The sequence below is a fragment of the Rhizobium leguminosarum bv. viciae USDA 2370 genome (assembly GCF_002008365.1).
Classification (GTDB): Bacteria; Pseudomonadota; Alphaproteobacteria; order Rhizobiales; family Rhizobiaceae; genus Rhizobium; species Rhizobium leguminosarum.
The window spans coordinates 1-26889 of record NZ_MRDL01000037.1 but is presented as its reverse complement, the minus strand read 5'-3'; the positions used below and the strand labels follow the sequence as shown (position 1 = coordinate 26889).

Here is a 26889-nt window from a genome sequence, read left to right as displayed (position 1 = left end):
GTCAGAGCGTGTCGATCAGCCCTCCGTCCACACGCATCGAAGCGCCCGTCGTTGCGGACGCCAAAGGGGAGGCCAGGTAGGTGACGAGGTTGGCGACTTCCTCCACGCTTGCAGCTCGTTGGATGATCGAACTGCCGCGGTGCTTCTTGACAAAGTCCGCCGCGACCTCCTCGATCGGTTTCCCGGTCTTCGCCCGCTCATCGGCGAGCATCGCCTCGACGCCTTCGGAAAGTGTGGGGCCGGGGAGGACGGAGTTCACCGTGACGCCCGTGCCAGCCATGCGCTTGGCAAGGCCGCGGGCAACGGCGATGTCTGCCGTCTTGCTGACGCCGTAGTGGATCATCTCGACCGGAATGTTGAAGCCGGATTCCGACGCGATGAAGATGACGCGGCCCCAGTCGATCTTCTGCATGCCGGGTAGATATGCACGTGAAAGCCTGACGGCGGACATGACGTTCACCTGCCAGTGACGGTCCCATACCTCGTCGTCCGCGTCGAAGAAATCGAGCGGCTGAAAGATGCCCGCATTGTTGATGAGGATGTCCACATGAGGAACTTTGGCGAAGAGTGCGTCGCATCCTTTAGCGGTTGCGAGATCGGCTGCGACAGCGGTCACGCTTCCCCTGGCACCTTCGCCTTTCAGGCGTTCGGCGGCATTTGCGGTCTTTTCTTCGGATCGTCCGTTGACCACCACGTCTGCGCCCGCCCTCGCGAGCTGGCGGACGATCGCGTATCCAATGCCTTCGGTCGATCCCGTGACTAGCGCGGTCTTGCCTGTGAGGTCGATCTGCATCTTCTGCTCCTGTGAGGTTGGATCACAGAACGTATGAACTGGCGAGCGGTCTCGCAACCGTCCAGGATGCGGATAATCCTTTCGGGTAGGGGAAGGAGCCGATCGAAACCAATCAGGTTTGTTACCGGGCGGCCCGGTCGGCCGCTTCCTCGTCTTCGCCGCCCGGTCTCCCAAGCCTGAAGGGATTGTCCCCGTTTATCGAGATCAAACGCGAAGATGGACAGTGAGGTAAACGAGCCTAGCATCGGCCCTCGCTCCAATTTGCCGTGAGGCTTCGCGAAGTATTCGTCGATTTCCGTCTTCACCTTTGCTCGCGTAAGATACTGAAGCTTCTGACGAAGCTTTTCGACGTCTTCGTCGGTAGCCGGGCCTGGACTGCGCGATCGCGGAACCTTTCGCGCGATCGTTCTGTGCTCGATTTGACCACAAGGCTGTTTGCGCTCGTCTTTAATTCTCTACCTTTATTCAAATAAACTGAAAAAACAACTTTGGATACACTTCCGGCGGAGCGTTATATAGTGGGAACTTTTGAATGCCTTTGGTGGTTATTTATACGGTCGCTCGGCGATTGTTGCTTACCCCAAGCAGACAACACTCCTGTGCGCCGGGCGGCCACTTCGCCCGAGCGTTTACTTGTTTGACTGAAAGCTCTCGAATGACTAGCGGACGTAATAATCGTGGGCAGGGAGACGTTCCCCCAGAGGCAGGCTTCGCAAATCGCCTGCTAGTCCGTATTACCCGCCTGCCTAGACCGTTTCGTCGGGCGATTGGATGGACTGTTTACCTGGCCCTCGTGCTGGTAATGTTCGCGGTGACCTTGTTGCCGGTTTGGTGGTCGCAATAAGTTCCCGACAGGCCATCGGCCGTTGTGCAGGCGAGACGGCGGTCCGTCTGATTCGCGGAGCTTCTTGCCGGGCGACTTGAATTAAACACAATCCGACGCTATTTAACGGTCATCGGCGTTGCTGGTGAGTGCTCCACGCGAGTGTTCGCGACTGCCGAAGTCGCTTATCTGCTTTTGACCACGGATGTACTGGCACTGGTGTGAAGAGCGATGTTGGAAAGGTCGGTGCGATTTCGCCCCGGCCTTTTTTATTTGCCCGTTGGGCGGGCAGGCAGGCGTTCCATCTAACGACATCAGTATCGTTGCCAACAACGCTGGCCGCGTCACCAGGGTTCAAACTGGGTCGACCCGGTCGAAAGTCGACGTTCCTACAGCGAGCGGGGTGGATCCGGTTGGACGACACGCTCGATCCATATTCCCTGAGCAGATCACGCAAGAGCGCGACGGGTACCGGTATCGGCGCGCTCTCGGTGGGTACAGGGACGTTGGACGTGTCTGGCGTTCGGAGGGATGGTGAGGTCGAAATCGGTTGGAGGGAGCAGGGCAGCCCCGTCGTCGAACCTCCCGCAAGTTCCGATGGGTTATGGCAAATTTCTCCATCGGGCAGTTTGGCGGTGTGAACGCCCGACAAAAAGGGTGCCCCGTCGAGAGCCTTCGGTCGCTTGCCCGATAAACGGTCTCACTCGGCGGCTTGCCGGACAGGGTATTCTTCTGGGAGCTCCGCCGGAGCGATGATCTCGAAGTCCGCGGGCATGGCGTGCTGATCGGTTCCCAGGAGCGCCAGCGTCCAATAGTCAGGATCCTCCCCGAAGACCGTAGAGACCCGAACGATCGTTGGTTGTCCGTCGAAATACTTCGAGGACTTCGCCCAGTAAAATGCATGCGGAACCAAACTCACTGCCATGACGCCTACTCCCGTGACCTGTGGACGATAGCAGAAAACCCAGAAATGAGAATGCCTGAGCTCGTCCAGGTCGTCATCTGGTGGAGAATGATCACCCGTCGACCGATCCGGCTTCCAATTCACGTCTTCGCACGACGACTTTCCGGCGCGGAGACGCGGCACGGCTCCGAAGCCGCTGTTCGTCGTCGGGCAATACCTTCAAATGGGCGGCTCGAGCTGCAGACACGAAAACTTGTCTCGCCCTCGTGGGCTGCAATTCGCCTTGAGGCGACCGCATACATGAGGCAAGCGCGTGCTGCCATGTCGGACCATTTAGATGCCTGGGCCATCTCTCCGACATCAAGATGCCCATCAGGCCCGATATCGTGGATGCCGTTGCGAAGTGTTCTCGATCGGGCGAAGACACGGCAATTTCCATGATTGGTATCGCGCTCACGTCGTGCATGATGTCACCGGGCCTTGCCCGATTTCAGCTCTGCGGCCACGGACTTTTTCAACGCGTCCATGATGTTCACGACATTCGAGCCCTGAGTGGCGTCCGGCTTGCCCTTCGCGGCCTTCTTGGCGGGCTTGAGAGCCCTCTTCTTCTCCGCAATGATCTTCAGCAGGCTTTCTTGGATCGGGTCGCTGACCATGTCCGAGGACCACCGGGAGGTCTTCTGCTTGATTAACTGCTGGACTAGCGGAATCAGTTCGGGGTCAGCCTCTTCATCGATTCCTTCGAAGTAGGATTCCTCGGGACGCACTTCGTCGCCGAACCGCAGCGTCCAGAGAACGATGCCTTCGCCGCGAGGTTCGAGAACGACCGCACGCTCCCGACGACCGATTACGAGCTTCGAGACGCCGACGACTTTGTCCGATGCCATCGCATCTCGAATGACGGCAAACGCTTCATGTCCGACCGGGTCGTCGGGCATAAGGTAATGGGGCTTCTCGAGATAGACCCATTCGATGCTCTCGGCCGGCACGAACTTGTCGATGTCGATGGTCTTCACCGTATCAAGAGCCACGGAGTCGAGGTCGTCGTCCGTCAGAATGACGTAGTCGTTCTCGCCGCGGGCGTAGCCCTTGGCTTCGTTTTCGTCCTTCACCGGCTTGCCCGTCACCGAGTCGACGTACTGTGAGACGACACGATTTCCTGTTTCCCTGTTGAGCGTGTGGAAGCGAACCTTTTCGCTGTCGCTTGTCGCCGGACTCATTGCCACGGGACATGTAACCAGCGACAGCTTGAGATAGCCTTTCCAGTAGGGGCGCGGCATGGCTGGTCTCCTCAGCTCGCTTTACGCTGCGCGGCCGGCGCCGCCGCGGATTTGCCCGAGGCGCGACGGGCCTTGTCGCGGCTGGAACCGGCGTTGGCATTGGCGGCCGTCCGCTTCGGCTTGCTCTCCGCGGCCTTCACCATCCTGGCACTCTCTCGAAGCGCGGCAAGAAGGTCGTTCGGTTTCGAGACCTTGACTTCCTTGCGCTTCGGAAGCGCCTTACCTTCGATCTTCGCCTTCACCAGTTCCGCCACGGCGGCTTCATAGCGGTCATCGAAGGTCGCAGGATCGAACTCGCCCTTCTTCGTCGAGATGATGTGCTTTGCGAGATCAAGCATCTCGCCCACGATTTTCATCTTCGGCATTTCTTCGAAAGCCTTCGCAGACGAGCGGACCTCGTAGTCGTAGTTCAGCGTCGTTGCGATCAGACCCTTGCCGTGCGGTCTGATCAGGACCGTGCGCATCCGTCGGAAGAGGACCGTGCGGGCGATGGCCACGACCTTCGACTTCTTCATTCCGTCCCGCAACGCGGCGAAGGCGTCGCCGCCCATCTTGTCGGGCGTCAGATAGTAGGGCTTGTCGAAGTAGACGTCGTCGACATCGGCGCAAGGAATGAATGCCTCGATCTCGAGCGTCTTGTTGCTCTCGGGGATCGCTGCGGCCACTTCTTCGGGGTCGATGATGATGTACCGGCCGTTCTCGATCTCGAAGCCCTTCGTCTGAGCTTCTTTCGGAACAGGATCTTCGGTCTCGCTGTCGATGAAGACGCGATTGACGCGATTGCCAGTCAACCTGTTGATCGTGTGGAACGTGATGCGTTCCGAGGTGCTAGCGGCGGTGTAGAGCGCGACGCCGCACGACACCTCGCTAAATTTGAGGAAGCCCTTCCACTGAGCACGATGACCACCCGCCATGACCCTTCACTCCCGAATCACTGAGTCGCGACTCAAGACTCGACGAGCTGATTCGTTCCGACTTGAAACGAATCATTTTTCAATGGCTTACGCCTGTTGCTTAGGAAACTGATTCCGGTCGCGGATCACCATTTCGATAAAGCCTGGTCGGCAGTGTTAGCCGTTGCCGGAACTTCCTGATTCATCAGTCGTTTAGGAAGAGAACTCAACAGGAGGCACTTCCCAACGGCAAACACCAGCCGAGGCCGCGCGCAAGATCGAGCCCGTGTGGCGGGAGGACAGGATCACGAGGTCCAGTATGAGGCGGAAAAAGAACGGGTCTCGAAGTCGAAGGTCAGGGAGACTGTCAAAAAAGTCGGCAACAGCCGCAAGAAGGTCGAAGCTAACCTGGAGAAGTAGAGGCGAGTTCACATTCCAAGAGGAACTCGTCGCTGACGAAAGGCGGAACGGGAATTCCCCACATCGATAATATGTCCGCGACCGATCGAGCTAGAGGAGTCGTCCCGCACGCTTGAACATCCGTCCAAACTTGAGCAGTAGGCGCTCAAGCTCCGGTTCGTCTACGCGGCGGGCGGCCTCCATTGGCGTCAGCCACACGGAGTCTCGCTCGGCCATCTCTGGAAAGCGCTTTCGGTTACGGCGGACCTCCAGTAGGAAGACGGCAACGACTGGTCGCGCTCCACTTCCGTCCTGCATAAGTTTGTCATAGAAGAACTCGCCGAAGGGCTTCTTCTTCGCCCTTCCGATCACGCCAGCTTCCTCCCAGGCTTCACGTTCCGCCACCTTGCGCGGCTTAAGACCTGATATCGGCCAGCCCTTCGGGATCATCCAACGTCTCGTCTCCCGCGTCGTGATAAGAAGCACCATTGGCCCCTTGGGTGTGTTTCGGAAACACAATGCACCATATTGCTGGATCGGCTTCGGATAGACGTCAATGTCATTCATCGTGTCTGCTCATGTTCATCGACGTTCTCGACCGTGCCGGATAGGCTGAGGTTCCTTCGCTTGAGGTTCATGGCGTCCTCATGTCAGCGCCAGAAGCGCTTCGTGTCGATGACCTCATCTACTGAGGACTGCGCCATGCGGATCAACGCATTCTTGTCATCGTGAGAAACGACAGAATCTCGAGCAGGGTGGTTGGCCAGTCCATGCTGCGCGAGCACCTTCGGTCCGGTTGCCAGATCGTTCAGTGCTCCAAGATAGTCCTGCAGCTCCTCCATCGCTGCGATGAATTTCCGGTGCCGGCGCGTGCCGCGCTTGTCGTCGAACAGCGATCCGAAGAACTCGGCCGCGTAGCGAAGCTTTTTAGCGTCCTTGCGAACCTGGTGACGATGCTCGTCGTCGGTCTCAGCCAACGCACTGCCATGCTTTTTCAGCTTCTTACGCATCTTCTCGATGGCCCTCGCGGCAAACTCCGAGGCCGATGTGTCCTCGGAAGTTGCGCTGCCGCCAGTGCGATCGAGGTCACATTGAAGCCACTCGTTGAAATCGATAATGAGCGCGCGCGCTCGCGCCGACCCCAGAGCCTCGACAGCGTCGCCGTATGCCTTGTTGCGGGCATCCTTGAGCTTGGCCCGAAGATCGGAGTCCTTCGCTTTCATAAGCAGGACGTCGAGATTACGTGCTTCGCCGAGGACGCCGGCGAGCCAGCGAAGCTCCTCTTGGATCCTTTTCGGCTCGTCGCCCATCAGGAGCGGCCTGAACAGAGAGAACGCAGAGCGGAGACGCCGCAGAGCTACCCGCGCTTGATGAAGGGCTTCCGAATTTCGTCGCTGGAGAAGGATTTCTTCGTTGAGACGGAACTGCCGAAAGCAGGACGCGGCGATCTCTCGAAAGGCGCTAGACGCCTTGATGTTTCGTTCGAGATCGAGGCGCTCTGCCTTGAACATGAATTGCTGCCTGTCCAGAAGCGCGAGGCCCCGATCTGACTTGGACTGAATGCCGAATCGGAACGGCGCGATCGCGTCGATCTTGCGAATGAAGATGAATAGGTCCTTCGGATCGCCGTCCTTCAGTTCAACCTCGATTTCCTGAACAGGCGAGCGCCTGTTGCCAGACACTACGTCTCCCCGATCAACGACCACCTCCAGCCGAGAGCCGTTCAACTCGATGTTCCAGACGCGACGCTCAATGAACACGGTGAAAGCGGCTTCCACCTCAAGTTCCGGTCCGAACTCGCTTATGAGAGGGCTCGTATGGTCGAGGACGGGTTCATTGCCTTCAATGGACGTCTCCCATTCTGAACGAACAAACAGTGATTTCGCCGGCCCGGATGCCTTCACAGTCTGGACGTGGGACGCGCCGGTAGAGCGGACACGCAGAGAGAACCCCTTCTCCGACAGCCGACGATCGTCCGTCTCGAAGTAGGTCGAAGACTGCTGCAGCGCCTCGTCGGGCTGTCCGAGAAGATCGGAACCCAAAAGGCTCTCAAGGGCTTCGCTAGAGAGGTCGAGCTTGATTTCGATTTCTGATGGCAAGGCAGGCTCCATTCTGATTGGATGCTCATCAACGCTGGAGGCCCTGTCATAGTTCGGTCGCGTCACGACGTGATGAAGCAAACTGGACTCTTCAACTTTGTCCAGCTAGCTTGCGCGGGCTTCGAAACCGGAGGCGGACGATGCTCAACGAAAGCGCCCAGACAGAACTTACGAAAACGGTGTCTGGTCGCGATATCGCGCAGGCTGGTGCTCTCTGCTACCGTCGGAACGAAAACGGTGGAGTTGAAATCCTTTTTGTAGGCAGCCGACGGAACGGTCGATGGGGCATTCCGAAGGGGCACGTCGAAGGTGGTGAGGTCAGCAGCGCCGCGGCGCTGAGAGAGGCGTTCGAGGAGGCCGGGGTCTCAGGCGTCGTCGACAAAACCGTGTTCGGTACGTTTTCTTATCGGAAGGACACGAGTCCCAACCAATACCACGTGGCCGTCCATCTTCTTAAGGTCTCGATGATCGCGGACAAGTTTCCGGAGAAGGGTGTCCGAAAGACACGGTGGTTCCCCTTGGAGACCGCGTTGCGGGAAGCGGCGCAGCCGGGCTTGCGGCTGCTACTCTCAAGCATCAGGTCCATTAACCTCTGACTACCGAGTGTCGATGATCCGAACGACACCGTCAAGCCGCCAGATCGGGAGAGATGCGACATAGGACTTCGTGATGGTCAACGGTCCCGTCGTCCGCTGGGCGCCTTGCGCCCGGACGGGACGCTACTCGCCCTCTTCACCTGTCTTCGGGAAGAGATGAGTGACATTGGAACCAGGGGTCGGAACCCTCGCTGCCGTCTTCTTGATGCCGTTGCTGCGTTCGCCAGCAGCTTGTACGACCGAGGCAAATCCATCGCGTTGCCTGTAGTAGTCAGGTTTTTCCGGAAGACTGAGATCAAAATCGGCAAGCAGTCGCTCGATGAGGTCCATCGCCTTCGCCGCGATCACCGCATAGCCCTCCTGGCGCCGCTCGAAAAAGCTGTCGAAGCCTGGGCCGGAGAGATCAAGGTTATCCAACGCGTTCCCAAGGTTCGTCACCCGGTTCGATAACCATAAAGCTTCGTGGAAGAGCTCGTCGCCGAGGAGGCTCAAGTCTTCAGCCCGTGGGAGGACAAGAACCGGATCCGCTGTGTGGAAGACGAACTCGCCTTCGTTGACTGGGTTGAATTCAGGCGTATCGTGAACGGCAGCGTATGCGGCGCCGACAAAATCGTCTAATGCCAGAGCTGTCAGCATTGCCGCGCTGCGCGCTTTGGCTTTTGGGTTCCGACCGCGTTCGGCAGCCGTCCACCGCAGCACGCTCGGTATGATCGTGCCGGCGGCGAAACAGCCAGCCCCAATCATCGCTCCGACTAGCATGATGCCTTGAGTTGTTTCGAAGAACTGCGTCAACACTTACCTCGTAGAGTTCGAGAAGCGATTTGCATCGGTCGCACGCAGAACGGAATCAGTACCGGCTGTTGCAGTGTGCCTCGCTTGAAAGCGATTAGGAATGCTCTCCCGAAAGATGAGATCTCGACAGAGTATATTCAAGGTTTAGTCCGTATGCCCCCTTTGCGAGGGAACCACACCGATAGTTGGGACAGGTGGTTCCTGTTGCCGCATTTTGTTGTCTTGCTCGTCACCGGGGCTAAGTGCGTCGCGCACTTCATCGTCTTCCCAACCCGCCTCGATGGCGGAAGCCACAAGCGTCTCGATTTTCTCGGTTTCCGACGCATGCGAAGTCTCATCCAGGCGGCGTCTGGCGGTCTCGAGGCACTGACGGAGGTTCGAAGCGCGACTGGGGTCGTTACGGTCGTAGCTTGGTGATGCGATGTAGGTCATGGGAAGCTCCCTGCTGATCGAGAGGAACACCTGAACAGAACTCCGGTTCCACACTACGCATCTGCGGTAAGCGCCGTCGTTTGCCGCCGGCGCTTACGTCACGCATTGGCGCTGATCCGCCTGCATCCCCTTGGCCTTAGGCGTTCATCAAGCGTCATCCTGGCGAATGGCCGGTGGCTGTGCTGCAGATGGACCATATGCTCTGACCACGGCAGTCTGGCTGTCTTGGAACTTTCGATCTCGCAAGTCTGTTCGTACTGTTGAATGGAGGTACTGGCCATGTCCAAAAAGAATAATGACAAAGGGGGCAATCCTAAAGACCAGCCGGTCAATCACCCTGACCGTAAAGAAGTGCCACCGGAGCCTGACGATCACAAACACCCGGCTCGAGATACAAGGGAGGCACCGGTGCCCAACCCAAACGATGAGCCTGTCGACAAACCTTAGCAACTGCCAGACCGTCGTGAACCGACTTTTGGATCGTAACCGATGTTCTCATCCCACGGCTTATGTCGCCAAATACTGGGATGGTCTTTGTGTTTTCCTGACCGACGGTCCATCGAGATCGATTACAACACCGTCGAGAGAACCATCCGGCCGATAGCGCTTAATCGTAAGAATGCTCTCTTCGCCGGACACGATGCTGGAGCGGAGAACTGGGCGATCATCGCCTCCCTCATCGAGACGAGTAAGCTCAACGGTGTCGATCCGTTCGCCTGTCTCACCGCCACTCTCAACGCCATAGCTAACGGCCACAAGCAGAGCCTTATAAAGGAACTCCTGCCGTGGAATAACCTGGCACGGCAATATGCATTCAAAGCCTTCTATCCGGCACATTGCGGACTTCTCCCGACATTTGATCCGTCGTTTTAACCCGCCAAAAACGACCGGCGTCTATGGATGTCTCAAGTACCGTGCGAGGTTGCCGTTGAGTGCTTTAACTCGTCAAGGTTTGTTGGCCTCGTGCGCACGGCGAAGAGCCGTCGTCGTCGCGGCTCCACTCCTCGACATCAAGCGAGAAAACTCGTCAGTATGGGAGCAGGGCACCGCTTACCCCAAGAACTCGGTGCCAGCGAAGGTTTCGAACCATTCCCAATAAGCGGAGACAGCTTTGAAAAAATTCAATCCCATTCGAACGCGGGAGGTGATGGGCGGCACTATCGCCCGCGCACTTCGTGCCGAATACGATCCCGCGATGCCGATGGGGAATGTTGCGGTGCATGAGATCAACGATGTTATCTCTGCCTGGCTGGTGCGTCATGACAAGGAAATAACACCCGTTCTTCCACGTGCGCTCCAATGGTTGGACAAGGCCATCGAGGGAAAAGAAGAGGAAAGGTTTGGTCCTTTTCCCTGTTCCCACCGCAGGACTTTGCACTGGGCCAAGGCCCTTGGCCACTGGATGCACGGTAAAGGAAACGACGAAGCATCGTGGAAAACCGCTCAGGATGCAGAGATTGAATACATGCGAACCGGCTTTACCAAAGTACTCGGTGTCGACAAGTTTGACTACAAGCTCCAACGTTTCGTTCCTCAGGAAATCAAGGGCCTGCCGTATAGTTCACGGAGACTGCTCGTCGACGGAACTCTCGACGATTTCATGGCGTTCAGCCTCCAGGCTGGTCAATACGACACCGCAGTCGAAGAATATGAGCGACATCTAAAGCCGAAAAACCCATCACTCAAAACAACGTTAAAGCCACGGGCGTTTGCCTATGCGCTCTGTCTGAAAAAATTAGGGCGGGCGCGATTTGGCGACAATGACCTGTTGGAGGCCGGGCAGCGAATGTTGCGGGCCAATCTCGAGGAAACATGGTTGGGAGTCGGCCAATATGAGCGTGCGGCCACATGGTTGAAGATCGTCTATTGGGACCGCGACCAGACCCTGACGCCACTGGAGACCATCCTTAAAGCCTATGACAACATGCCAAACGTACCGTTGCCTGATTTCATGCTGGCAACCCGGTCCGAACTTGAGCCAAATTCCCTTCGAATGAGGTGGGCACAGTTAGTCAAAAGACTTCGGTTCAAATGAGGTTTTGCATTGATAACGTGAGCACTGATTTCGTAAGCGGTGTCCCGCTTACACGTTGACCGAGCTGCGTTTTGTAGTGCCGAGTGCTTTAGGATGAGGGGATAGCCCTGCGGAGATTTACTCGGCCTCAATAATTCCACGGCAGCAACCTATCGATCTGGCTCTGAGCCTGGTTCATAGGTCCTTCCTCTCAAGCGAGCAGACTTCGAGATCGTCTTCGTCGAAAACCACCTCGGCCACTCCAAACGGGGGGCCATCAAACCAGCCCATCGCATCTGCCTGCTCATAAGTAGGCGTTTCGTGCTCTTTCGTGCCACCAGCCTGGACGGTCGTCATCTCAACCGGATGGACGCGAATCGCGACAACTGTGCGCGTTCCGACGTCGGTACACCGCCACCGCCTCTTCCCGCACCAGAACTCCAGACCGATCTGAAACTCCGAGTGTTCCATGCATGATCTCCCTGATTTAGTATGTGATGATTACAAATAGCCGAGTGTCGGGTCTTCGAGGCTGCTGCTATCTTGTAAAAGTCGAATCAGGAGGTCACAAACCTGACTCGCGCCGAACAAGGCGCTCTCTCCAATCCAGCCACGCACGGTTTATGATGGTTGTTTCCTCAACCGGAGCGCCCATGGTCCAATACTGTCGGCCGTCGATGTCAAGGTAGACAGAGCTTCTACTAGTTGGCTCAAACCACCTTCGTTCGCCCTGGGTACGGATGAATGAGACGGCTTCCTCAAACAGGGCCTGGTCCTCCGGCGGATCGTCGAATTGCCGTACCGAGTATTCGTGCGGCCACTGCGGCATGGTTTTCGCGTAACGCCAGTGGCGCGTGCCGATGAACTTCTTGAAGTCATCAATGCTATCCATTAGGTCTCGTCTTTGCTCCTGAAGTTCAAGAGGCTAATCATGCGACTACTCATGAGCCACCTCGCCCAATTCAGCTCGCTCTCCAAACAGGGAGAGTTGCTGTGCACGCAGGGGCTTGCCTACCTTCTTCAGAATTCGGATGCACGCAAGAGCTTTGGGGACCATATCTCCAAGATGGTGGGCAGAACTATCAACGCCGACTTGACTTGGCGAGCCGAGGCTCGACAGAAAGACGGTGCCCGCCCCGACTTGGAGGGCTGCACGGCTGACGGAAAGCTCGTGGTCAAGATAGAGGCGAAATTGGGCGCGGCGTTTGGCGAGGGCCAACTCAGTTCGTACCTTGGCGACCTTCAAGAAAGCTCTGATAGTGGAATGTTGCTGGTGCTGGTACCTCATTATCGGGTTGCTGCGATGAAAGCATCGGTGCCGTGTGTGTCCGCTCCTACCGAGGATGGTCCTTGGCAGCGGGGTGCAACGTCCGACTTTTCGGTTGCGGTGATCGATTGGGAAGGGGTCTTGGTCGCCCTGAAAGATGTTCGCTCCGAACCGTTCCGTGGTGACCTTGCCCAATTTCGGGCCATGTACAGGGTCCTTCAGGGCTACGACATCGAGCCACTGAGGAGTGTCTCTGAACTGTTCGCTTGGCGCGAGCGGAAAGAGGTATTCGTCAATCTTGTGGATCGCGTTACCCGCCGCTTGGCGCAGCAGAGCCGAGTCCTCCCAATGGGCAAGGACGGTCCCGACGACTACCAGCGTCGATATGTCTGCCTACCGCTTGGCGCAGACGAGCCCTGCTTCAGCGTGGGGGTCCGCGATCCTTTTCCGGGGTACACGACGCCTATCTGGCTGCGTTTCCACCGTCTTACGCCCAAGTTCTCGGTTATCCGCGAACGTCTTGTCGCGTCTGGCTTCGCGCAGCGATTAACTGAGTGCGGTGGCCACATCTGGATACATCTCGATGTTCCGCTCAATGCCGACGGCGAAAGTCTGGTTGATTCGTTGGTTGAGCAAGCACAACGGGTTATCGAGGTCGCGTACCAGCCATTGTGACACACAGACGTGTGTCCCGCAAAATCTCTGAGAAGCGGCAGTTATGCTTGCCCCGGCGACGACTGGTGAATGAGTGACTGCCCCGGTTTTCTCACAGCACCTCTGCCGTGCTGGGGACAATGCCTTCATCGAAGCATTCAACGGCCGCTTCCGAGCCGAATGTCTGAACCAGCATTGGTTCCTGACCCTTGCGGATGCCCGCGAAAAGATGGAGGATTGGCGCAGAGACTACAATGAGGTTCGGCCACATGGTGCCATCGGCAATAAGGTGCCAGACTTACTAATGAATCCGGGAGGCGCAACCAGCCCACCTCCTTGAATGAAGCCGGAAAACTCCAGTCTCCGGTGGTCCAGAATCCTGGGGCGGTTCAAAAACCGCCGGGGCTCTACTCGCCGCCGGATGAAAGTTCAGTGGCAGGTCACTAGGACTTCCGAGTTCGGCGTTACCTCACAAGACGGCCCTCACCGTGGGCTTACGTGGGATCAGGACAGCGCTTACTTTGGATCGGGTTCGCTGTTGCCTGGAACAAGGAAGATCCAAACGTCTCGCGATGACATCATCGATGTCTTTGATTTCTCGAGCGCCGGCCATCCTAGCGTCGCAATCAAACTATTCCTCGGCGTCGGAACAGTTCTTATATTGCAGCTTCTGAAGTGGCGCATCCAGCCTCAGGATGAGCCCGGTCGGGGCGTAATCAAGAGAGACCTCCCCGAAAGCGGACAGGCTGGAGCTGACGAGCCGCGTGCCGAACCCCTTCTTGGTTGGAGTTTCCACCGCCGGACCTCCAACCTCCTGCCAAGTGAAGTTCAGGCTCGGGGCGCCCGCCTTGTCGCCTACCGACCACTCGATTGCAACAGTCCCTGTATCCTCCGAAAGCGCACCATACTTATTGGCGTTGGTGACGAGTTCGTGCAGCACGAGGGAGAAACAAAGGGCCGCCTGTGGACTCAATTCAACGTCGGGACCGCTTGCTTTGAAACGTCCTGACGTCTGAAGTCCGAGATTAATCGCGGTAGCCTCGACAATCGTTCCCATGGTCGTGCCCAACCAATTTTGCTGCAGCAAAATATCGTGTGCTTTCGAGTAAGCATTGATCCGCGCAGAGATCGATTGTTCCGCTTCCTCCAGAGAGCTGGCGTTTCGAAAGGATTGACTGGTGATAGCCTGAACGACGGCCAGCGTGTTTTTCATGCGGTGAGAGAGTTCGTGCATCAGGACGCGCTGTCGCTCCTCGTTTTCTCTCTGCTCGGTGCGATCTCTCAGAATCTTCACAAAGCCCTCGACTTCGCCATCATCCGACGTCAGCGCCATCATCTGACCCGACGCCCAGAACAACGATCCGTCCTTGCGAACGTGCCAGCGTTCATCGTTGCCATGGCCTTCCGCTAAAGCGGCGGTCATCTCCCGTTGGAGAATCCCCGCCTGCAGGTCTTCCTGCGTGAAAATGACGGCTGCGGGCTTGCCGATAATCTCAGCCTCGTCCCATCCGAGGATCCGTCGCGCACCCTCATTCCACGTAGTCACCAGGCCATCGAGATCCATGGAGATGATCGCATACTCGATCGCGCTCTGCAGAATGGCTTCGAGAAAGCGCTCTCGGGAGCGGCTGGAACTGGAAAAGGGTTTCATGATCATATTATACGCGCGAACCTTTCAAGGCCTGCAAGGCTGAAAGGCCTCATCCTGATTTTATACCGGACGCCGTCGCGTTGGCAAAGGCCGCAGCCGTGACACGTTGTCGGGCAAGTCCCGGAGGAGCGATCGCTAAAGCCACACAACCTTCTCGGAAACAAAGATACGCGAGCCACGTTATCAAGCGACGTCTTAGTGAGCGTGGAAGCATGACAGGCCATTCGAGAGAACAACTCCACGGGGATTTGCCTTCCGCATCTTCAAAAGCAGCTTCCGCCGATCGGAAGGAGTTGGCAGCGATCGCATTTGAACGCACCCGGATGCCGATGGTCGTCACCGATGGGCGAAAGCCGGATCTTCCGATCGTGCTCGCAAACAAGGCATTCCTCGAACTGACAGGTTATGCGGCGCCTGAAGTGCTGGGGCGCAACTGTCGTTTCCTGCAGGGTCCCGCGACGTCTCCGATTGCCGTCGCCGAAATTCGTGCGGCTATCGCCGGCGAGCGTGAGGTCAGCGTCGAGATCCTCAATTATAAGAAGAGCGGTGAGCAGTTCTGGACGCTTGCATCTAAGTCCCGTCCATGGGGATGACGGAAGGATCCTGTATTTCTTTGGCTCTCAAATCGACATGACGGAGTACCGGCGGATCGAGGCACTGGAGGCCTCCGAGCATCGCCTGCTGATGGAAGTCGACCACCGATCCAACAACGTCCTGGCGATCGTCGACAGCATCGTCCGCCTGAGCAACGCCGATGACCCGGCCCTTTATGCCGCCGCTATTCAGCATCGGGTGCAGGCGCTCGCCCGTGCCCATACCTTGCTTGCTGAACGAAGATGGACAAGCATTTCTGTTGAGGAGCTTATTCGTCAACAGGTGACGCCGTTCGCGGCCACCCGCGCTTTTTTTGCCGGGCCGGATATCAGAATGGATGGGCCGGTCGTCCAGCCCCTTGCGCTCGTGTTCCATGAACTCGCTGTCAACGCAGCCCAGCACGGTGCGCTCGCCGCTGCGCGAGGCAGACTTTCAATCAGTTGGAAGCCCAAACCGTCCGGAGCAGGCTTTAATATCCGGTGGCAGGAGGTGGGCTCGCGCCCTCTGCCTACATTCGCCAAACGAGGTTTTGGCACGGTGATTGTCGGCGCAATGGTCGAAAGGCAGCTTAAAGGGCGAATTGAGAAAACTTGGTCGGAGGATGGGCTGCTTATAGACATTGAGATCCCATCGGCAGGCTCGACCTATGACGGCACCTTGGCACCGGAACACTGATGTCAAGAACCTGCCATCGGGATCGAACGCTTAGCGTCCGCCAACGATGGGCTCCTAACGATGCGGTACCGTGCCTCGACAAGATTATAGAGTCCGAAAGCCGCCAATCCAACGGCGACCGCGACATACAGAAAGGATCCTAGCGGAAGCTGGCGCAGCCATTCCAGGGCGTCGCCCATGCTACCGGCTTGTCCAGGATCCACCCTGAAACCTGCATAGGCGAAAAGTACTCCGGTAGCCGCAAACACCACGCCGCGGGCGACAAGGCCATAGATGCATACCAACGTCACGATACCCTTGTGATCAGGTATCTGAAGGTGGCGCTCGAACTTCCTGGTGATGCCCTTCACGGCCGTCACGACGCCGCCGATGATGAAGCCGGCGCCGACCGCGATCGCAAAGTAGGATCCAAACGGCTGCGACATGATCCATCCTGCCAGATCCTTCTCACCAGAAGCTTCGCTACCTCCTCCCAGGAAAAAGGCGTTCCCGAGCGCATATGCGGCAAGCCCGAGATAGGTGATGGCGCTGCCAAAGAGCGCGGATCGGATCGCCAATGCCTTCCCGTCCCTACCGTGGCCGTCGCTGTCTGCCAGGGACTGCGCCAACCTCCAGGCAACAAATCCTAGAAGGCCGAGCCCGATCAATCCGACCCATACGCGACCGAGCGGCTGTCCAAGGAGTGCTGAAAGCGCGGATTTCGTTTCGGGCCGGCCACCGGCCACGCCGGAGAAGAGAGCAAGCCCGGCCACAAGGAGAAAGACAACGCCGCGCGCCGCATAGCCGCCTTTGGCGAGCACATCAAATCGATTTCCCTTGGTCATCAGCGGTCCCGTCGGTTTCAGCGCGCCATATTCAACGCGCCAACTCGCTGAAAGTTTGCTGGAGACCGGCAACGATGCAGCCACAGAACGGCGGGGCCATATCCTGGTGACGGAACGCCACAGGTGGGCTGGTTGTTGTCGGCGACCATTTGAATGCGACAATACCGAAGCGTTGCCATCATGTGGCAACCTCGCTGCCAATACAGCGAGATTGGCAGCAGGGCCTGACAATCGCATGCCACTGCTGCCAAACAACGCGCATCACCCCAAACACATCTCTCTTTTAGCTATTGATCGTGATGCGCTTAGCAGTCGATTGTTCCGACCCCGAGCGGGGCAGAGTGACAGTCAAAACGCCATTCCTGAAGGAGGCCGAGATTCTGTCTTCCTCTACCTCGCTGTTTAAGGAAAGACGGCGTTCGAAGCGGCCATAGAACCGCTCGGAGAACTGCCGGTCTTTGTCGTCGTTTTCGCCAAGCTTTTCACCCCGGATGGTCAAGACGCCGTTGTCGAGCAAGACTTCAACGTCTTTCTCGTCCATGCCAGGAATATCAGCGGTGACGCGGATTTCCTTCTCGGTTTCCGAGACGTCGATCTTCGGCCAGGAGCTTTCAAACATGAAGCCAGAACCGCTGGCCGGGAACCGATGCTCGAAGCCACGGAAGACATCATCAAACAGCCTGTTCATCTCGCGATGAAGCGCCAAGAACGGATTATGATCTCTGCCTGCATAGTCGGTCGGAACCGTACTCTTGCCGCGGCCCCGCGAAATTAGATCACGAACACTCATCTGTACCTCCATGTCTGGCCGCGCCGGCAAGTCCGGCGCCGGCCGTCATCTAGTTCGATTATGCAACCTGCTTTCCGCCTTCGATCTGAAGCGGTGCAGTCTGCTTTTCAACCTGCTGGGCTTCGCTGGCGCCGATGGGAATGCGCCGCGGCTTCATCTCTTCGGGGATCTCCAGTTTCAACTCGACCGACAGAAGACCGTTTTTCAGGCTTGCCCCAGACACCTTGACATGGTCGGCGAGCTCGAAGCGCCGCTCGAACGACCGGCCCGCGATGCCGTGATGCAGATATTGCGCGTCCTCCTTATCGGCTTTCTCACCAGCAATAATGAGCACGTTTCGCTCATGCGTGATCGAAAGGTCCTCCTCGCCGAAACCCGCGACAGCAATGACGATGCGGTAGTCGTCATCGCCCGCCTTGACAATATTGTAAGGCGGCCAAGTGTCGACAGGTTGAACCCGCTGCGCATTGTTGAGGAGGTTGAAAACGCGGTCAAAGCCGATGCTGGACCGGTAAAGGGGGGCGAAGTCGAATTCGTTTCTCATAGCCATATCCTCCGTAAAGCAACATGGAATGAAGACGCATTGGAAACTTGCGTCTCCACCAATTCAGCCCCGTTAGTGGCGGCTGACGAAACTGATTTGGTTGCGGAGTTTTCAGGGTTCAAGAGCACCCCAGACAAAAATTGGCACTCTGGACACTAGAGTGCTAAAATTGGGTGTACCATTGATGAGCTGCCGTTTTCTGAACGGCATTTTCTAAGGCCGATTGTTGAAAAGGCGCTCTCATAGTCACGCCAACAGGCGCGCCGTTCTTGACCGTGTGATGCCCATCGACTTTTCACGCATGTCCCCGCCGGGCAATCGCAGGCGCAATGGTGAACGGCCCGTTGATCACCAAGGGGATTTGTCTGACGGGCCTTGAACGATCGGCTACCCCCCACAATATCATTTTCATCAGGACCATTGGTGGCATGAAAGGAGGAAAAGATGCCGCTGAACGATGTTCTATGGACCCAGCCGGTGAGAATCCGGCTGCAGTGCGGTTTGGAGCGCACCTTCGCAGGCGCATACGACGCCTTGGATTTTCTCGAGAACGAATGGCCGCTGCGTCATGGTGAGCGCCATCAACGCGCAGTGAAAACGTGTCGTGGCGTCCTCAACGGCAGCATTCCCAGCATCGTCGCGCGCGAAGCCTCCGTGGCGGCTTGCCTCGAAGCGGGCATGCCATCCGTTCTGGCCCCGTGGAAGAGAAAGCCGACCACGCATCCGGCTCGGCCAGCGCGTCTCGTTGCCAATTAAAGGAGAATCGATGACCTCGCCTCCGATGAGGCGAGGTCTAGCATAAGCGCCGCTTTTCCCGTTATTTGGCTGGACGAACGCCGTGATGGAACTTCTGAGTGCCAGCCGGCATTTCGCTGTCGGGACTGTTTCGGGAACGACCATGGCCAGCGATAAACTGTCGACCTATCGATCGAAGCGCGACTTTCAAAAAACGGCCGAACCGAGCGGCGAAAAGCGCCTCGCGCGCAGCAACCGTCGTCGTTTCGTCATCCAGAAGCACGACGCGACCCGACTGCATTACGATTTGCGCCTCGAACTCGACGGCGTCTTCAAGTCTTGGGCTGTCACCAAAGGCCCGTCCCTCGATCCGCACGACAAGCGGCTGGCCGTCGAAGTGGAAGATCACCCGCTGGACTACGGTGATTTCGAAGGCACCATTCCGAAAGGCCAGTATGGCGGCGGCACTGTCATGCTCTGGGATCGCGGTTATTGGGAGCCGGAAGGAAAGAAGAGCCCGGAGCAGGCGCTGGCGAAAGGCGATTTCAAATTCACGCTGGAAGGCAAACGCCTGCATGGCAGCTTCGTGCTGGTGCGCATGCGCAACGACCGCGACCGTGGCAGCCGGACAAACTGGCTGCTGATCAAGCACCACGACGAATTCTCGGTCGAGGAAAACGGCGCGGCCACACTTGAGGAAAACCAGACATCAGTTGCCTCTGGCCGTACCATGGAAATGATTGCCGCCGGCAAGGGACGAAAGCCCAAGCCCTTCATGGTCGAGGGCGGCGACGTTCAAGCCGATGCCGTCTGGGACAGCAATCACGGACTGGCTGCCGAAGAGCGAAAAGAAGACACTGGAGCTGATCGGAAGGCGAAAACGGCCACAAAGGTTGATCTACCGGATTTCATTGCGCCACAGCTCTGCCAGACCCTGGAGCGTCCGCCCGCCGGCACCGGCTGGATTCACGAGATCAAGTTCGACGGCTACCGTATCCAGATGCGCGTACTGGACGGGGAGGCGACGCTGAAGACCAGGAAAGGGCTCGACTGGACGACAAAATATCCCGAGATCGCCGAGGCGGCATCGACACTGCCCGATGCGATCATCGACGGCGAGATCTGCGCCCTCGACGATAATGGGGTTCCTGATTTCGCGGCCCTGCAGGCGGCCCTTTCGGAAGGCAAGACCGGCGAACTCGTCTATTTCGCATTCGACCTTCTCTATGAGGGTGGCGAGGACGTGCGATCTCTACCGCTCGTCGAGCGCAAGGCGCGGCTTCAAAGGCTTCTGTCCGACGCCGGCAGCGATCCGCGCATCCGTTTCGTCGAGCATTTCGAAACGGGCGGTGATGCAGTTCTCCGGTCTGCCTGCAAGCTCTCACTGGAAGGCATCGTCTCGAAAGAGGCCGATGCACCCTATCAATCCGGCCGCACCGAAAACTGGGCGAAGTCGAAATGCCGCGCCGGCCACGAGGTGGTGATCGGCGCCTATGCCAAGACCAACGGGAAATTCCGATCCCTGCTGGTCGGCGTCTATCACGGCGACCACTTCGTCTATGTCGGCCGCGTCGGCACGGGATATGGCGCAAAGAAAGTGGAAACGCTGCTTCCGAAGTTGAAAGCGCTCGAGACGGCGAAATCGCCCTTCACCGGCATCGGCGCGCCGAAGAAGGAGGCCGAGGTCACGTGGCTGAAGCCCGAGCTCGTGGCGGAAATCGAATTCGCAGGCTGGACGGCCGACGGTATTGTCCGGCAGGCGGCCTTCAAAGGGCTGCGCACGGACAAGCCGGCCAAGGAGGTCAAGGCCGAACGGCCGGCGAAACCCGCGCAGACAGACGTGCCGCAGCCGGTGGCGGAGACGAAGGCCATGCCGGTCCGGCGAAAGGGCGCCAAGGCCGAGGTCATGGGCGTGACGATTTCCAACCCCGACAAGCCGCTATGGCCTGATGCCAATGATGGCAAACCTGTCACCAAGGAGGAACTGGCCCGTTACTACGAAATGGTCGGTTCCTGGCTGATCGAGCACATCAAGGGACGGCCATGTTCCATCATCCGGACGCCCGACGGCATCGGTGGCGAGCAGTTTTTCCAGCGCCATGCGATGCCCGGCACCTCCAACCTGCTTGAACTGGTGAAGGTCTTCGGCGACAAAAAGCCTTATTTGCAGATCGACCGCGTCGAAGGCCTTGCTGCCGTCGCGCAGATCGGTGGCGTCGAGCTGCATCCCTGGAATTGTGAACCGCATCAGCCTGAGGTGCCGGGCCGGCTCGTCTTCGACCTTGATCCAGGTCCGGACGTGCCATTCTCCGCGGTCGTTTCGGCAGCCCGCGAAATGCGGGACCGTCTCGACGAGTTGGGCCTGGTCAGCTTTTGCAAGACCACTGGTGGCAAGGGCCTGCACGTCGTCACGCCACTCGCAATCAACAAGCGCAAGCCGCTTTCGTGGGCGCAAGCGAAGGGTTTTGCCCACGACGTCTGCCAGCAGATGGCGCGTGACAATCCCGATCTCTATCTGATCAAGATGACCAAGAGCCTGAGGGATGGCCGGATCTTCCTCGATTATCTGCGCAATGACCGGATGGCGACGGCAGTGGCACCTTTGTCGCCCCGTGCCCGGCCGGGTGCCACCGTCTCGATGCCGTTGACATGGACACAGGTCAAATCGGATCTCGACCCGAAGCGCTTCACCATCCGCACCGTCCCGACCATCCTCTCGAAATCATCGGCCTGGGACGATTATTGCGATGGCCGGCGGCCACTGGAACAAGCGATCAAGCATCTCGGCAAGGGGCGAGTTGCCGTATGATCTCGCCGCTCTTCGAAAAGGCCTGACCGGCAAAAATCAGGCGGCGATTGCGGCGAAGATGCTAACATATAATAGCCCTTGTGCCCGGCAGCGGCAGCATCGGCAGATGCTACTCGGCCTGCACACTCTGGTCCTTCGGCAGCAAAATCGTCATCGCCGCCGCGACGGCGGCCGTAACTGCAACGGCGAGATAGATGCCGCTGAAACTCTGGGTCGATGTCTTGATCACGGCGCCAAAGAAGTTCCCTGTGGTGCCGCCGATGCCTTGGAACACGGTGCAGATGCCTAAGACAGTCACCGCGACGCGGGGCGTGGCGCGATGTGAGACGTAGGCCGGCAGCAGGCCATAGATCGGATAAAAACCCAGCGAAAAGAAGATGCCTGACAGGAGCGAGAGTTCCATGGAGGGATCGAGGACTACGAGGGCGCCGGCGGCGAGGAAGCTTGAGTAACAAGCGAGCATGGCATGGCGCGCTCCGAGGCGCGACGATATTGTGCCAATGGCGAAGCCTGCGCTGATCCCCACCGCCCCGATCGTTGCCCAGAGCCATGAGGCAAAGCCGACGGAATAGCCGAGTTCCTCGCGCAGGAACGGCGAGAGATAGGTGAGATAGGGATATGGCATCAGGCCGTTGATGAAGCCGAGCGCGAAGATCAGCGCCACCCATGGCATGATGGAGCGCAGGCTTGCTGAACTGCCGGCAGTAGGCGCGCGCGTTTCGTGACTTGTCCCGCTGTCGAAGAGGCCGGCCCGCCCGAAGAGAATGTGGGTGACAATGGCCAGTGTAATCGTGGCCGCGCCCGTGAGGTACCAGACCATCTGCCAGTGGCCGCTTCCGGCGTATGCGGCCACGAGTGCGCTGTTGATGAGGACGCCAAAGGCCGGCGCGCTGGAGATCAGGCTCATGGCAAAGCCGCGCTGTTCAGCTCCCACCACCCGCGAGGCGAGATTAATCATCGGCACGAAGGTCGATGCGCCCGTTGCGCCGGCGACCATCAGCAGCCCGGCAACAACATAGAGATTGTCGATGATGGGGATGCCCGACAGGCAAAGCCCGCAGAGCGACACGGACGCCACCACCGTCCGCGCTGCACCGATGCGATGGACGAGCCAGGTGCCGAGCACGGCAAATGCCACCGTGGAAAACTGGACTAGGCCGGTGACAGTGCCGACGAACGCATAGTCGAAGGCAAGATCTTTCCGCATGTCGGGGATGATCTGGGGAAACAGGCTGAGGCCGAAGCCGTAACACGTGCCGACGCAGGCGATCATGACGGCGACGAGAACGTTACTCGGGATTCGCACGCTAGTCATGATGATCGGCCTTTGTTGGCAACCGCGTTCCCCCCGCTCGACGCGATGATCATCTAGCATGGGCAGCCGGTGGACTGTCGGGTCTGCGACGCCTGTTGCCGATATTGCCGCGCTTCGGGTGCCCCGGCATTGAGCGCGCCAATAGTCTTGCGCGCGCCCGGGCATGGTCGTGACCGCGTCTGGTGCAAGGCGGCCATCCAGCCTGGCTTGCAAATCGCAGAGGCTAATGTTCGAGCGGCCATCAAGGCAGTCGCAACATGCTTCGGCAGGCCCTCCCATCTGGCCGCGACGAGACCTCCCGCCTAGCAGAACCCGTTCAACTTGAGAATCTTATGGGCGTCGATTGCCGCCCGGAGTTCATCTTCGGAGTTTCGATCTCCTCGGTTAGCATCTGGATGGTGCATCTTCAGCATCTGCTTGTAGCGTCGTCTAATCTCCTCAGACGTCGCGTCCTGCGAAAGGCCGAGCGTTTCGAAGGCTTTTGCTTCCAATACCTTGAGCTTACGTCGCTGAAGATCAGCTTTCGTTGTTTGATGTTGAGCAGCAATCTTGCGAGCGTTAAGGGTTTTTGCCGTACCGGAGCGAACGGTCGAAGGAAGCGGCATCTCTGTCGCCTGATCAACGCGGGTCCCCCACGTCTTACGGCTGCCGTTTGCTGCTTCCCTCTGATAGCGGGCGGTCACTGGATCAGACAGATTGCTCGCGAAATTATATCCCTTATTGTATTCCCTCGCATGTTGCGCGCAGAACACCAGGTATAATCCTTCCGCATCTCGCCCGACGGGCGCACGATTGGTGCCGCCGCTTTCGCAACCGTCCCACTGGCATTTCGACTGGTAAGGCTCGCGGAGCGGAGCCGATTTTTTGCTCGTTGGCCTCAGGCCGACGAAAATCTTCGAATCAAACGTCATCGCGCGTTATATGGCGGTCTCATCGAGGCGGCAAGCAAACCATCCACGAGATTTCAGAAAGATGACGATGGAGGCGCGCCGATAGTCGGGACAGGTGGTTCCTGCTCCGGCTCTTTACGCCTTGCCCGTCACCGGCGCTCAGTTGCCTCGCGCACTCCATCCTCGTCCCAACCCCCTCAATGTCTGAAGCGCGATGAGCGTCTCGATTTTCGCCCTTTTCCACTACCTGCGAAGTCTCATTGAGTTGGCGCCTAGCAGCTCGAGACATGACGAGGTTCGGAGCGCGATCCACATCTTCACGGTGGTAGCTGGGCGATGCCATACAGGTCATTTGGCAGCACCTTGCTAATCAAGAGGTTGAGATCGATGCCTTGGCTGCCCCTTGATCTGGGCTCGCCGATAGAGCGGGTCGGCGTGCTTGGACACTAGGACATGTGCGATGGTCGTCTCCGTCGGCAATCCAGCCTGGATCAATCCTGCAGGAGCCTGAGCCTGAACAACACCATCGATCCAGACACGGCAGGCGTATAGGGGCGACGGGTGACGATCACGCGGAACTGCGCCGGGATGACATCCAGCCGCTCGGACGGACATCAAACGTATACATGTCAAGGGAGCACCGAGCACGCCGCTACGGCGTGCTCGCCTATGCTTTTCGCTGAACCAATCGAGCCGCCGAAACCGGCAGCTCGATCCGTCACCCGTTGACCCTCCGAACGCTCGCAACGCTGACGTCGCAGGCAGCCCGGCGCGTAGCAAGCACCTTGACCGAAAAGAGCGCGTAGATGATCAACGGAAGGCAGACGAGATAGGATGTCCTGATGCCCGCATGTTCGGCAATGAAACCGAGCAGCGGCGGCGCCAGGAAGAAGACGACGAAGGTCATCTGGCCAAGGGCAGCGACGTTGAGATGGGCCGCGCGATCTGTGCGCTGGGCCGCCGCCGAGACGGCGAGAGGATAGACCGCGCTGCAGCCTGCGCCCATCAGGGCAAAGCCCGTCAGCGCGACATAGGCATGCGGCGCGCCCCAGACGGCGCAGATGCCGATCGCCGAAAGAACAAGCAGCATCGTGGCGACGGCCCGCGCGCCAAACCGATCGACCAATGGATCGACGAACAGGCGCGCCAGCGCCATGCAAAAGGTAAAGAGTGTCAATCCCAGTCCGCCGATGAAGGGCTCGGCTGAAAACACGTCGCGCATGTAGATCGCCGACCAGTCGATCCCGGCACCTTCGACGAGAAAGGCCGCGATGCCGATTACGCAGAGCGGCATGAGGCCCCAGGTGGGAAGCGCTACCAGCGGCACCTTGCCTTCGTTCAACGCGATCCGCGCCGGCGCATTGCGCATGCCGGAAATCGCCCACATGCCGAGCACAAGCACCGCGGCAAAGGTCATGGCGAGATGGAGCTGCATCGAAATACCGGCTTGGCGGACCACCGAAGAGACAAGCGCCGTGACGAAGAAGCCGAGGCTCCAGAAACCATGCGCCCTGTTCATCACGCCGCGTCCCAGCTGCGCTTCAATGCGGTCGATCTCGACGTTGAGATTGATCTCCAGCGCCCCGGCAAGCAGCCCCTCGACGAAGAGCACACAGAACACGACCGGAGCCGCACCGATCCACGGCACCAGCGACAGCAACGCAGACGTGCCGAGAACGGTAATGAATGCCGTCGTCCGCGCGCCGAGCCGGGCGATCAAGGGCGAAGACAATGTCAACGAAATCAAGGCGCCGATCGCAGCCCCTATCAACGTCAACCCAAGCTCTGACTTGTCGACGCCAAGCGCCACCTGCAAATCCGGCATCCTCGACAGCAGCGCCCCAAGTGATACGGCGAAGAGAAAAAAGCAGACATAGATCCGCTGCTGCGGCGCGATTTTCATGATGCAACTCCGGGTATCGACGCTCGAAGCCGAACGCGCGCTTTTGGATTTGTGATGTCTATCTCACAGGGCCAAAGATCGAAACTTGTTTCTCACGGAACGCCTCGGAGAAGGTGATTAGAGACCGGCGCGATTTGCCTAGCCGCGGTGAGGTCCGCGTGCCGTTGTGATCGGTCTCCGCTCCAATTTTGCGGTGAGGACGTCCAGATCTACCGCCTGAGGGCTTCGCCGGCGGCTGAGAGGCTTGTTCTGCGCGAGTACGTCTCCGACGCAAACGGCCCTCGCGGCCACAGGGTTGAAAGTGATTGATCCCTGGTCCCGATAGCGACTGTGTGTTCGCGTTGGTTCAAGGGGAGGAACATCGACGCTAAGTGCGTTGCTTACTTCGTAAGGTCATAGGGCCGCCCCGTAGGAGCGCAATTTGTTGGTGATCATACGCTTTGGCAGCATGCCCTGCTTCTTCAGGCGTCGCGCCAGCAGGCGCTTGGCCGCCTTGGTGTTGCGGCGCGACCGCACGATCTCATCGAGCACATATCCATCCTGATCAAACGCTCTCCACAGCATTTCTGGCCATTGACGCGCACCACGACTTCATCGAGATACCAGACATCGTCTTCAGTCGACGCCTTATGGCGTGTGCGGCGCCCATAATGGCCGTTCTTTCGGCACCATCGGCGAATGGTCTCATGCGAAACGACGATCCCGCAATCGAGCATCATTTCCTCGACATCGCGCAGGCTCAGATTGAAGCGGAAGTAGAGCCAAACAGCGCGGGCCACGATTCCGATCGGCCCCTCGCCTGAGGGCGGGATGACCGACCTTGATCTTGAATGACTGGTAGCCGACCGGCCGCCGCGGGCGAAAACAGTGCGCAGAATGCCTCGTCGCTAAGATGAAAGTCCAGACCACTGGCACAGGCGCGGACCCCGGTCACGGCGGCTTCCTAGCAGCTAATGCCGACTGCCTCGCGCGATGACATCGCCGATATCGCCCGGTCATTGGCGCGGCCGGCCAGCAAGCGATCTGCGCTGCGGTTCATCGGCGATATGAGCGACATGATGCCGACTCGCTGATCTGCCACTTCCGCCTCCGTCAAAACCTCCTACTAAGATTGCAGTCATCGCGTCCTGCCCCGGCTCTGGTCCTGCCAGGCTCGCGCCGCCGGCAACGGCTTTGCCGTCCTCCACTGCGTTGCGGCCCTGCGGGTGCAGGC

Annotated in this window: 25 protein-coding genes and 6 pseudogenes; 10 read left to right on the top strand and 21 right to left on the bottom strand. The window is 58.4% G+C overall.

Features of this window, described 5'->3' with window-relative positions; genetic code table 11:
- Nucleotide 1 precedes the first annotated feature (1 nt).
- From BS629_RS19120 to ku (BS629_RS19100), 5 genes are all read right to left on the bottom strand, one after another.
- Nucleotides 2-793, bottom strand: a complete 792-nt coding sequence (locus BS629_RS19120; protein ID WP_018245211.1) for an SDR family NAD(P)-dependent oxidoreductase — start codon at nt 791-793, stop codon at nt 2-4.
- A 1523-nt stretch (nt 794-2316) separates the two neighbouring features.
- Nucleotides 2317-2541, bottom strand: coding sequence for a hypothetical protein (locus BS629_RS19115; RefSeq protein ID WP_018245210.1), 225 nt, complete (start codon nt 2539-2541; stop codon nt 2317-2319).
- Nucleotides 2542-2632: 91 nt separating this feature from the next.
- A complete protein-coding gene (locus tag BS629_RS40545) occupies nt 2633-2881 on the bottom strand; it encodes a DUF982 domain-containing protein (protein ID WP_370091266.1) in 249 nt (82 codons plus the stop codon).
- A gap of 109 nt (nt 2882-2990) precedes the next feature.
- A complete protein-coding gene (gene ku, locus BS629_RS19105) occupies nt 2991-3800 on the bottom strand; it encodes a non-homologous end joining protein Ku (protein WP_018245209.1) in 810 nt (269 codons plus the stop codon).
- A gap of 11 nt (nt 3801-3811) precedes the next feature.
- Nucleotides 3812-4714, bottom strand: a complete 903-nt coding sequence (gene ku / locus BS629_RS19100) for a non-homologous end joining protein Ku (protein ID WP_018245208.1) — start codon at nt 4712-4714, stop codon at nt 3812-3814.
- Between the two features lie 183 nt (nt 4715-4897).
- On the opposite strand from ku (BS629_RS19100), the gene BS629_RS40230 reads away from it, so the two are divergent.
- Nucleotides 4898-5113 (top strand): DUF3606 domain-containing protein, encoded by a 216-nt coding sequence (locus BS629_RS40230; protein ID WP_077988346.1) that lies wholly within the window; start codon nt 4898-4900, stop codon nt 5111-5113.
- Nucleotides 5114-5203: 90 nt separating this feature from the next.
- Here the strand turns inward: BS629_RS40230 and BS629_RS19090 are convergent, their stop codons facing one another.
- Together BS629_RS19090 and BS629_RS19085 are read right to left on the bottom strand one after the other, a co-directional pair.
- Nucleotides 5204-5659: an NUDIX hydrolase gene (locus BS629_RS19090; protein WP_018245206.1), complete on the bottom strand. Its 456-nt coding sequence runs from the start codon at nt 5657-5659 to the stop codon at nt 5204-5206.
- Between the two features lie 83 nt (nt 5660-5742).
- Entirely contained in the window at nt 5743-7191 is a 1449-nt protein-coding gene (locus BS629_RS19085; RefSeq protein ID WP_245268265.1) for a CYTH and CHAD domain-containing protein, read from the bottom strand.
- A gap of 140 nt (nt 7192-7331) precedes the next feature.
- On the opposite strand from BS629_RS19085, the gene BS629_RS19080 reads away from it, so the two are divergent.
- On the top strand, nt 7332-7787 hold the full coding sequence (locus BS629_RS19080; RefSeq protein ID WP_018245204.1) for an NUDIX hydrolase: 456 nt from the start codon (nt 7332-7334) through the stop codon (nt 7785-7787).
- 123 nt (nt 7788-7910) lie between these two features.
- On the opposite strand, the gene BS629_RS19075 is transcribed toward BS629_RS19080, so the two are convergent.
- Together BS629_RS19075 and BS629_RS19070 are read right to left on the bottom strand one after the other, a co-directional pair.
- Nucleotides 7911-8579, bottom strand: coding sequence for a hypothetical protein (locus BS629_RS19075; protein ID WP_018245203.1), 669 nt, complete (start codon nt 8577-8579; stop codon nt 7911-7913).
- Between the two features lie 144 nt (nt 8580-8723).
- Nucleotides 8724-9011: a hypothetical protein gene (locus BS629_RS19070; RefSeq protein WP_026188654.1), complete on the bottom strand. Its 288-nt coding sequence runs from the start codon at nt 9009-9011 to the stop codon at nt 8724-8726.
- Between the two features lie 505 nt (nt 9012-9516).
- On the opposite strand from BS629_RS19070, the pseudogene BS629_RS19060 reads away from it, so the two are divergent.
- Together BS629_RS19060 and BS629_RS39255 are read left to right on the top strand one after the other, a co-directional pair.
- Nucleotides 9517-9884 (top strand): annotated as a pseudogene (locus BS629_RS19060) (IS66 family transposase); the annotation flags it as partial.
- 238 nt (nt 9885-10122) lie between these two features.
- Nucleotides 10123-11046: a hypothetical protein gene (locus BS629_RS39255; protein ID WP_018245201.1), complete on the top strand. Its 924-nt coding sequence runs from the start codon at nt 10123-10125 to the stop codon at nt 11044-11046.
- Between the two features lie 174 nt (nt 11047-11220).
- Here BS629_RS39255 and BS629_RS19050 read toward each other — a convergent pair whose 3' ends face one another.
- Together BS629_RS19050 and BS629_RS19045 are read right to left on the bottom strand one after the other, a co-directional pair.
- Nucleotides 11221-11496 (bottom strand): hypothetical protein, encoded by a 276-nt coding sequence (locus tag BS629_RS19050; RefSeq protein ID WP_018245200.1) that lies wholly within the window; start codon nt 11494-11496, stop codon nt 11221-11223.
- 94 nt (nt 11497-11590) lie between these two features.
- Nucleotides 11591-11917 carry a hypothetical protein gene (locus BS629_RS19045; RefSeq protein ID WP_018245199.1) on the bottom strand — a complete coding sequence of 109 codons (327 nt, stop codon included), beginning with the start codon at nt 11915-11917 and terminating at the stop codon, nt 11591-11593.
- A 39-nt stretch (nt 11918-11956) separates the two neighbouring features.
- On the opposite strand from BS629_RS19045, the gene BS629_RS19040 reads away from it, so the two are divergent.
- Nucleotides 11957-12967 (top strand): hypothetical protein, encoded by a 1011-nt coding sequence (locus BS629_RS19040; protein WP_245268263.1) that lies wholly within the window; start codon nt 11957-11959, stop codon nt 12965-12967.
- Between the two features lie 115 nt (nt 12968-13082).
- Nucleotides 13083-13286 (top strand): annotated as a pseudogene (locus tag BS629_RS19035) (integrase core domain-containing protein); the annotation flags it as partial.
- 291 nt (nt 13287-13577) lie between these two features.
- On the opposite strand, the gene BS629_RS19030 reads toward BS629_RS19035, so the two are convergent.
- Nucleotides 13578-14603, bottom strand: coding sequence for a sensor histidine kinase (locus BS629_RS19030; RefSeq protein ID WP_018245196.1), 1026 nt, complete (start codon nt 14601-14603; stop codon nt 13578-13580).
- 206 nt (nt 14604-14809) lie between these two features.
- Here BS629_RS19030 and lov point away from each other — a divergent pair.
- Nucleotides 14810-15866: pseudogene (gene lov, locus BS629_RS19025) on the top strand (blue-light-activated histidine kinase).
- Nucleotides 15867-15868: 2 nt separating this feature from the next.
- Here lov and BS629_RS19020 read toward each other — a convergent pair.
- The 3 genes from BS629_RS19020 to BS629_RS19010 all read right to left on the bottom strand — a co-directional run bounded on the left by BS629_RS19020 (nt 15869) and on the right by BS629_RS19010 (nt 18024).
- Nucleotides 15869-16690 carry a DUF1206 domain-containing protein gene (locus tag BS629_RS19020; protein ID WP_018517405.1) on the bottom strand — a complete coding sequence of 274 codons (822 nt, stop codon included), beginning with the start codon at nt 16688-16690 and terminating at the stop codon, nt 15869-15871.
- 283 nt (nt 16691-16973) lie between these two features.
- Nucleotides 16974-17480, bottom strand: coding sequence for an Hsp20/alpha crystallin family protein (locus BS629_RS19015; RefSeq protein WP_018245194.1), 507 nt, complete (start codon nt 17478-17480; stop codon nt 16974-16976).
- Nucleotides 17481-17538: 58 nt separating this feature from the next.
- Nucleotides 17539-18024, bottom strand: a complete 486-nt coding sequence (locus BS629_RS19010; protein ID WP_018245193.1) for an Hsp20 family protein — start codon at nt 18022-18024, stop codon at nt 17539-17541.
- A gap of 444 nt (nt 18025-18468) precedes the next feature.
- On the opposite strand from BS629_RS19010, the gene BS629_RS19005 reads away from it, so the two are divergent.
- A complete protein-coding gene (locus BS629_RS19005; RefSeq protein WP_077988345.1) occupies nt 18469-18780 on the top strand; it encodes a DUF982 domain-containing protein in 312 nt (103 codons plus the stop codon).
- A 142-nt stretch (nt 18781-18922) separates the two neighbouring features.
- Nucleotides 18923-21568, top strand: a complete 2646-nt coding sequence (gene ligD, locus BS629_RS19000; RefSeq protein WP_026188653.1) for a DNA ligase D — start codon at nt 18923-18925, stop codon at nt 21566-21568.
- Between the two features lie 109 nt (nt 21569-21677).
- Here ligD and BS629_RS18995 read toward each other — a convergent pair whose 3' ends face one another.
- The 4 genes and pseudogenes from BS629_RS18995 to BS629_RS18980 form a co-directional block, all read right to left on the bottom strand.
- Entirely contained in the window at nt 21678-22883 is a 1206-nt protein-coding gene (locus BS629_RS18995) for an MFS transporter (protein ID WP_018245190.1), read from the bottom strand.
- Nucleotides 22884-23185: 302 nt separating this feature from the next.
- Nucleotides 23186-23794 (bottom strand): J domain-containing protein, encoded by a 609-nt coding sequence (locus BS629_RS18990; RefSeq protein WP_018245189.1) that lies wholly within the window; start codon nt 23792-23794, stop codon nt 23186-23188.
- A 384-nt stretch (nt 23795-24178) separates the two neighbouring features.
- Nucleotides 24179-24381: pseudogene (locus tag BS629_RS18985) on the bottom strand (IS66 family transposase zinc-finger binding domain-containing protein); the annotation flags it as partial.
- Nucleotides 24382-24491: 110 nt separating this feature from the next.
- A complete protein-coding gene (locus tag BS629_RS18980) occupies nt 24492-25676 on the bottom strand; it encodes an MFS transporter (RefSeq protein ID WP_018245188.1) in 1185 nt (394 codons plus the stop codon).
- A gap of 166 nt (nt 25677-25842) precedes the next feature.
- Between BS629_RS18980 and BS629_RS40540 the strand changes: the two are divergent.
- Nucleotides 25843-25952, top strand: a pseudogene (locus BS629_RS40540) (DUF4105 domain-containing protein); the annotation flags it as partial.
- A 123-nt stretch (nt 25953-26075) separates the two neighbouring features.
- Here the strand turns inward: BS629_RS40540 and BS629_RS18975 are convergent.
- Together BS629_RS18975 and BS629_RS38930 are read right to left on the bottom strand one after the other, a co-directional pair.
- Nucleotides 26076-26488, bottom strand: a pseudogene (locus BS629_RS18975) (IS6 family transposase); the annotation flags it as partial.
- Between the two features lie 131 nt (nt 26489-26619).
- Complete coding sequence (locus BS629_RS38930) at nt 26620-26757, bottom strand: hypothetical protein (RefSeq protein WP_155256964.1); 138 nt, start codon at nt 26755-26757, stop codon at nt 26620-26622.
- Between the last annotated feature and the right edge of the window lie 132 nt (nt 26758-26889).

Coding starts and splice junctions, on each gene's coding strand:
- BS629_RS19120 (WP_018245211.1), bottom strand. CDS start 793: ATGCAGATCGACCTCACAGGCAAGACCGCGCTAGTCACGGGATCGACC.
- BS629_RS19115 (WP_018245210.1), bottom strand. CDS start 2,541: ATGGCAGTGAGTTTGGTTCCGCATGCATTTTACTGGGCGAAGTCCTCG.
- BS629_RS40545 (WP_370091266.1), bottom strand. CDS start 2,881: ATGTCGGAGAGATGGCCCAGGCATCTAAATGGTCCGACATGGCAGCAC.
- ku (WP_018245209.1), bottom strand. CDS start 3,800: ATGCCGCGCCCCTACTGGAAAGGCTATCTCAAGCTGTCGCTGGTTACA.
- ku (WP_018245208.1), bottom strand. CDS start 4,714: ATGGCGGGTGGTCATCGTGCTCAGTGGAAGGGCTTCCTCAAATTTAGC.
- BS629_RS19090 (WP_018245206.1), bottom strand. CDS start 5,659: ATGAATGACATTGACGTCTATCCGAAGCCGATCCAGCAATATGGTGCA.
- BS629_RS19080 (WP_018245204.1), top strand. CDS start 7,332: ATGCTCAACGAAAGCGCCCAGACAGAACTTACGAAAACGGTGTCTGGT.
- BS629_RS19070 (WP_026188654.1), bottom strand. CDS start 9,011: ATGACCTACATCGCATCACCAAGCTACGACCGTAACGACCCCAGTCGC.
- BS629_RS19050 (WP_018245200.1), bottom strand. CDS start 11,496: ATGGAACACTCGGAGTTTCAGATCGGTCTGGAGTTCTGGTGCGGGAAG.
- BS629_RS19045 (WP_018245199.1), bottom strand. CDS start 11,917: ATGGATAGCATTGATGACTTCAAGAAGTTCATCGGCACGCGCCACTGG.
- BS629_RS19040 (WP_245268263.1), top strand. CDS start 11,957: ATGCGACTACTCATGAGCCACCTCGCCCAATTCAGCTCGCTCTCCAAA.
- BS629_RS19030 (WP_018245196.1), bottom strand. CDS start 14,603: ATGATCATGAAACCCTTTTCCAGTTCCAGCCGCTCCCGAGAGCGCTTT.
- BS629_RS19020 (WP_018517405.1), bottom strand. CDS start 16,690: ATGACCAAGGGAAATCGATTTGATGTGCTCGCCAAAGGCGGCTATGCG.
- BS629_RS19015 (WP_018245194.1), bottom strand. CDS start 17,480: ATGAGTGTTCGTGATCTAATTTCGCGGGGCCGCGGCAAGAGTACGGTT.
- BS629_RS19010 (WP_018245193.1), bottom strand. CDS start 18,024: ATGAGAAACGAATTCGACTTCGCCCCCCTTTACCGGTCCAGCATCGGC.
- BS629_RS19005 (WP_077988345.1), top strand. CDS start 18,469: ATGCCGCTGAACGATGTTCTATGGACCCAGCCGGTGAGAATCCGGCTG.
- ligD (WP_026188653.1), top strand. CDS start 18,923: ATGGCCAGCGATAAACTGTCGACCTATCGATCGAAGCGCGACTTTCAA.
- BS629_RS18995 (WP_018245190.1), bottom strand. CDS start 22,883: ATGACTAGCGTGCGAATCCCGAGTAACGTTCTCGTCGCCGTCATGATC.
- BS629_RS18990 (WP_018245189.1), bottom strand. CDS start 23,794: ATGACGTTTGATTCGAAGATTTTCGTCGGCCTGAGGCCAACGAGCAAA.
- BS629_RS18980 (WP_018245188.1), bottom strand. CDS start 25,676: ATGAAAATCGCGCCGCAGCAGCGGATCTATGTCTGCTTTTTTCTCTTC.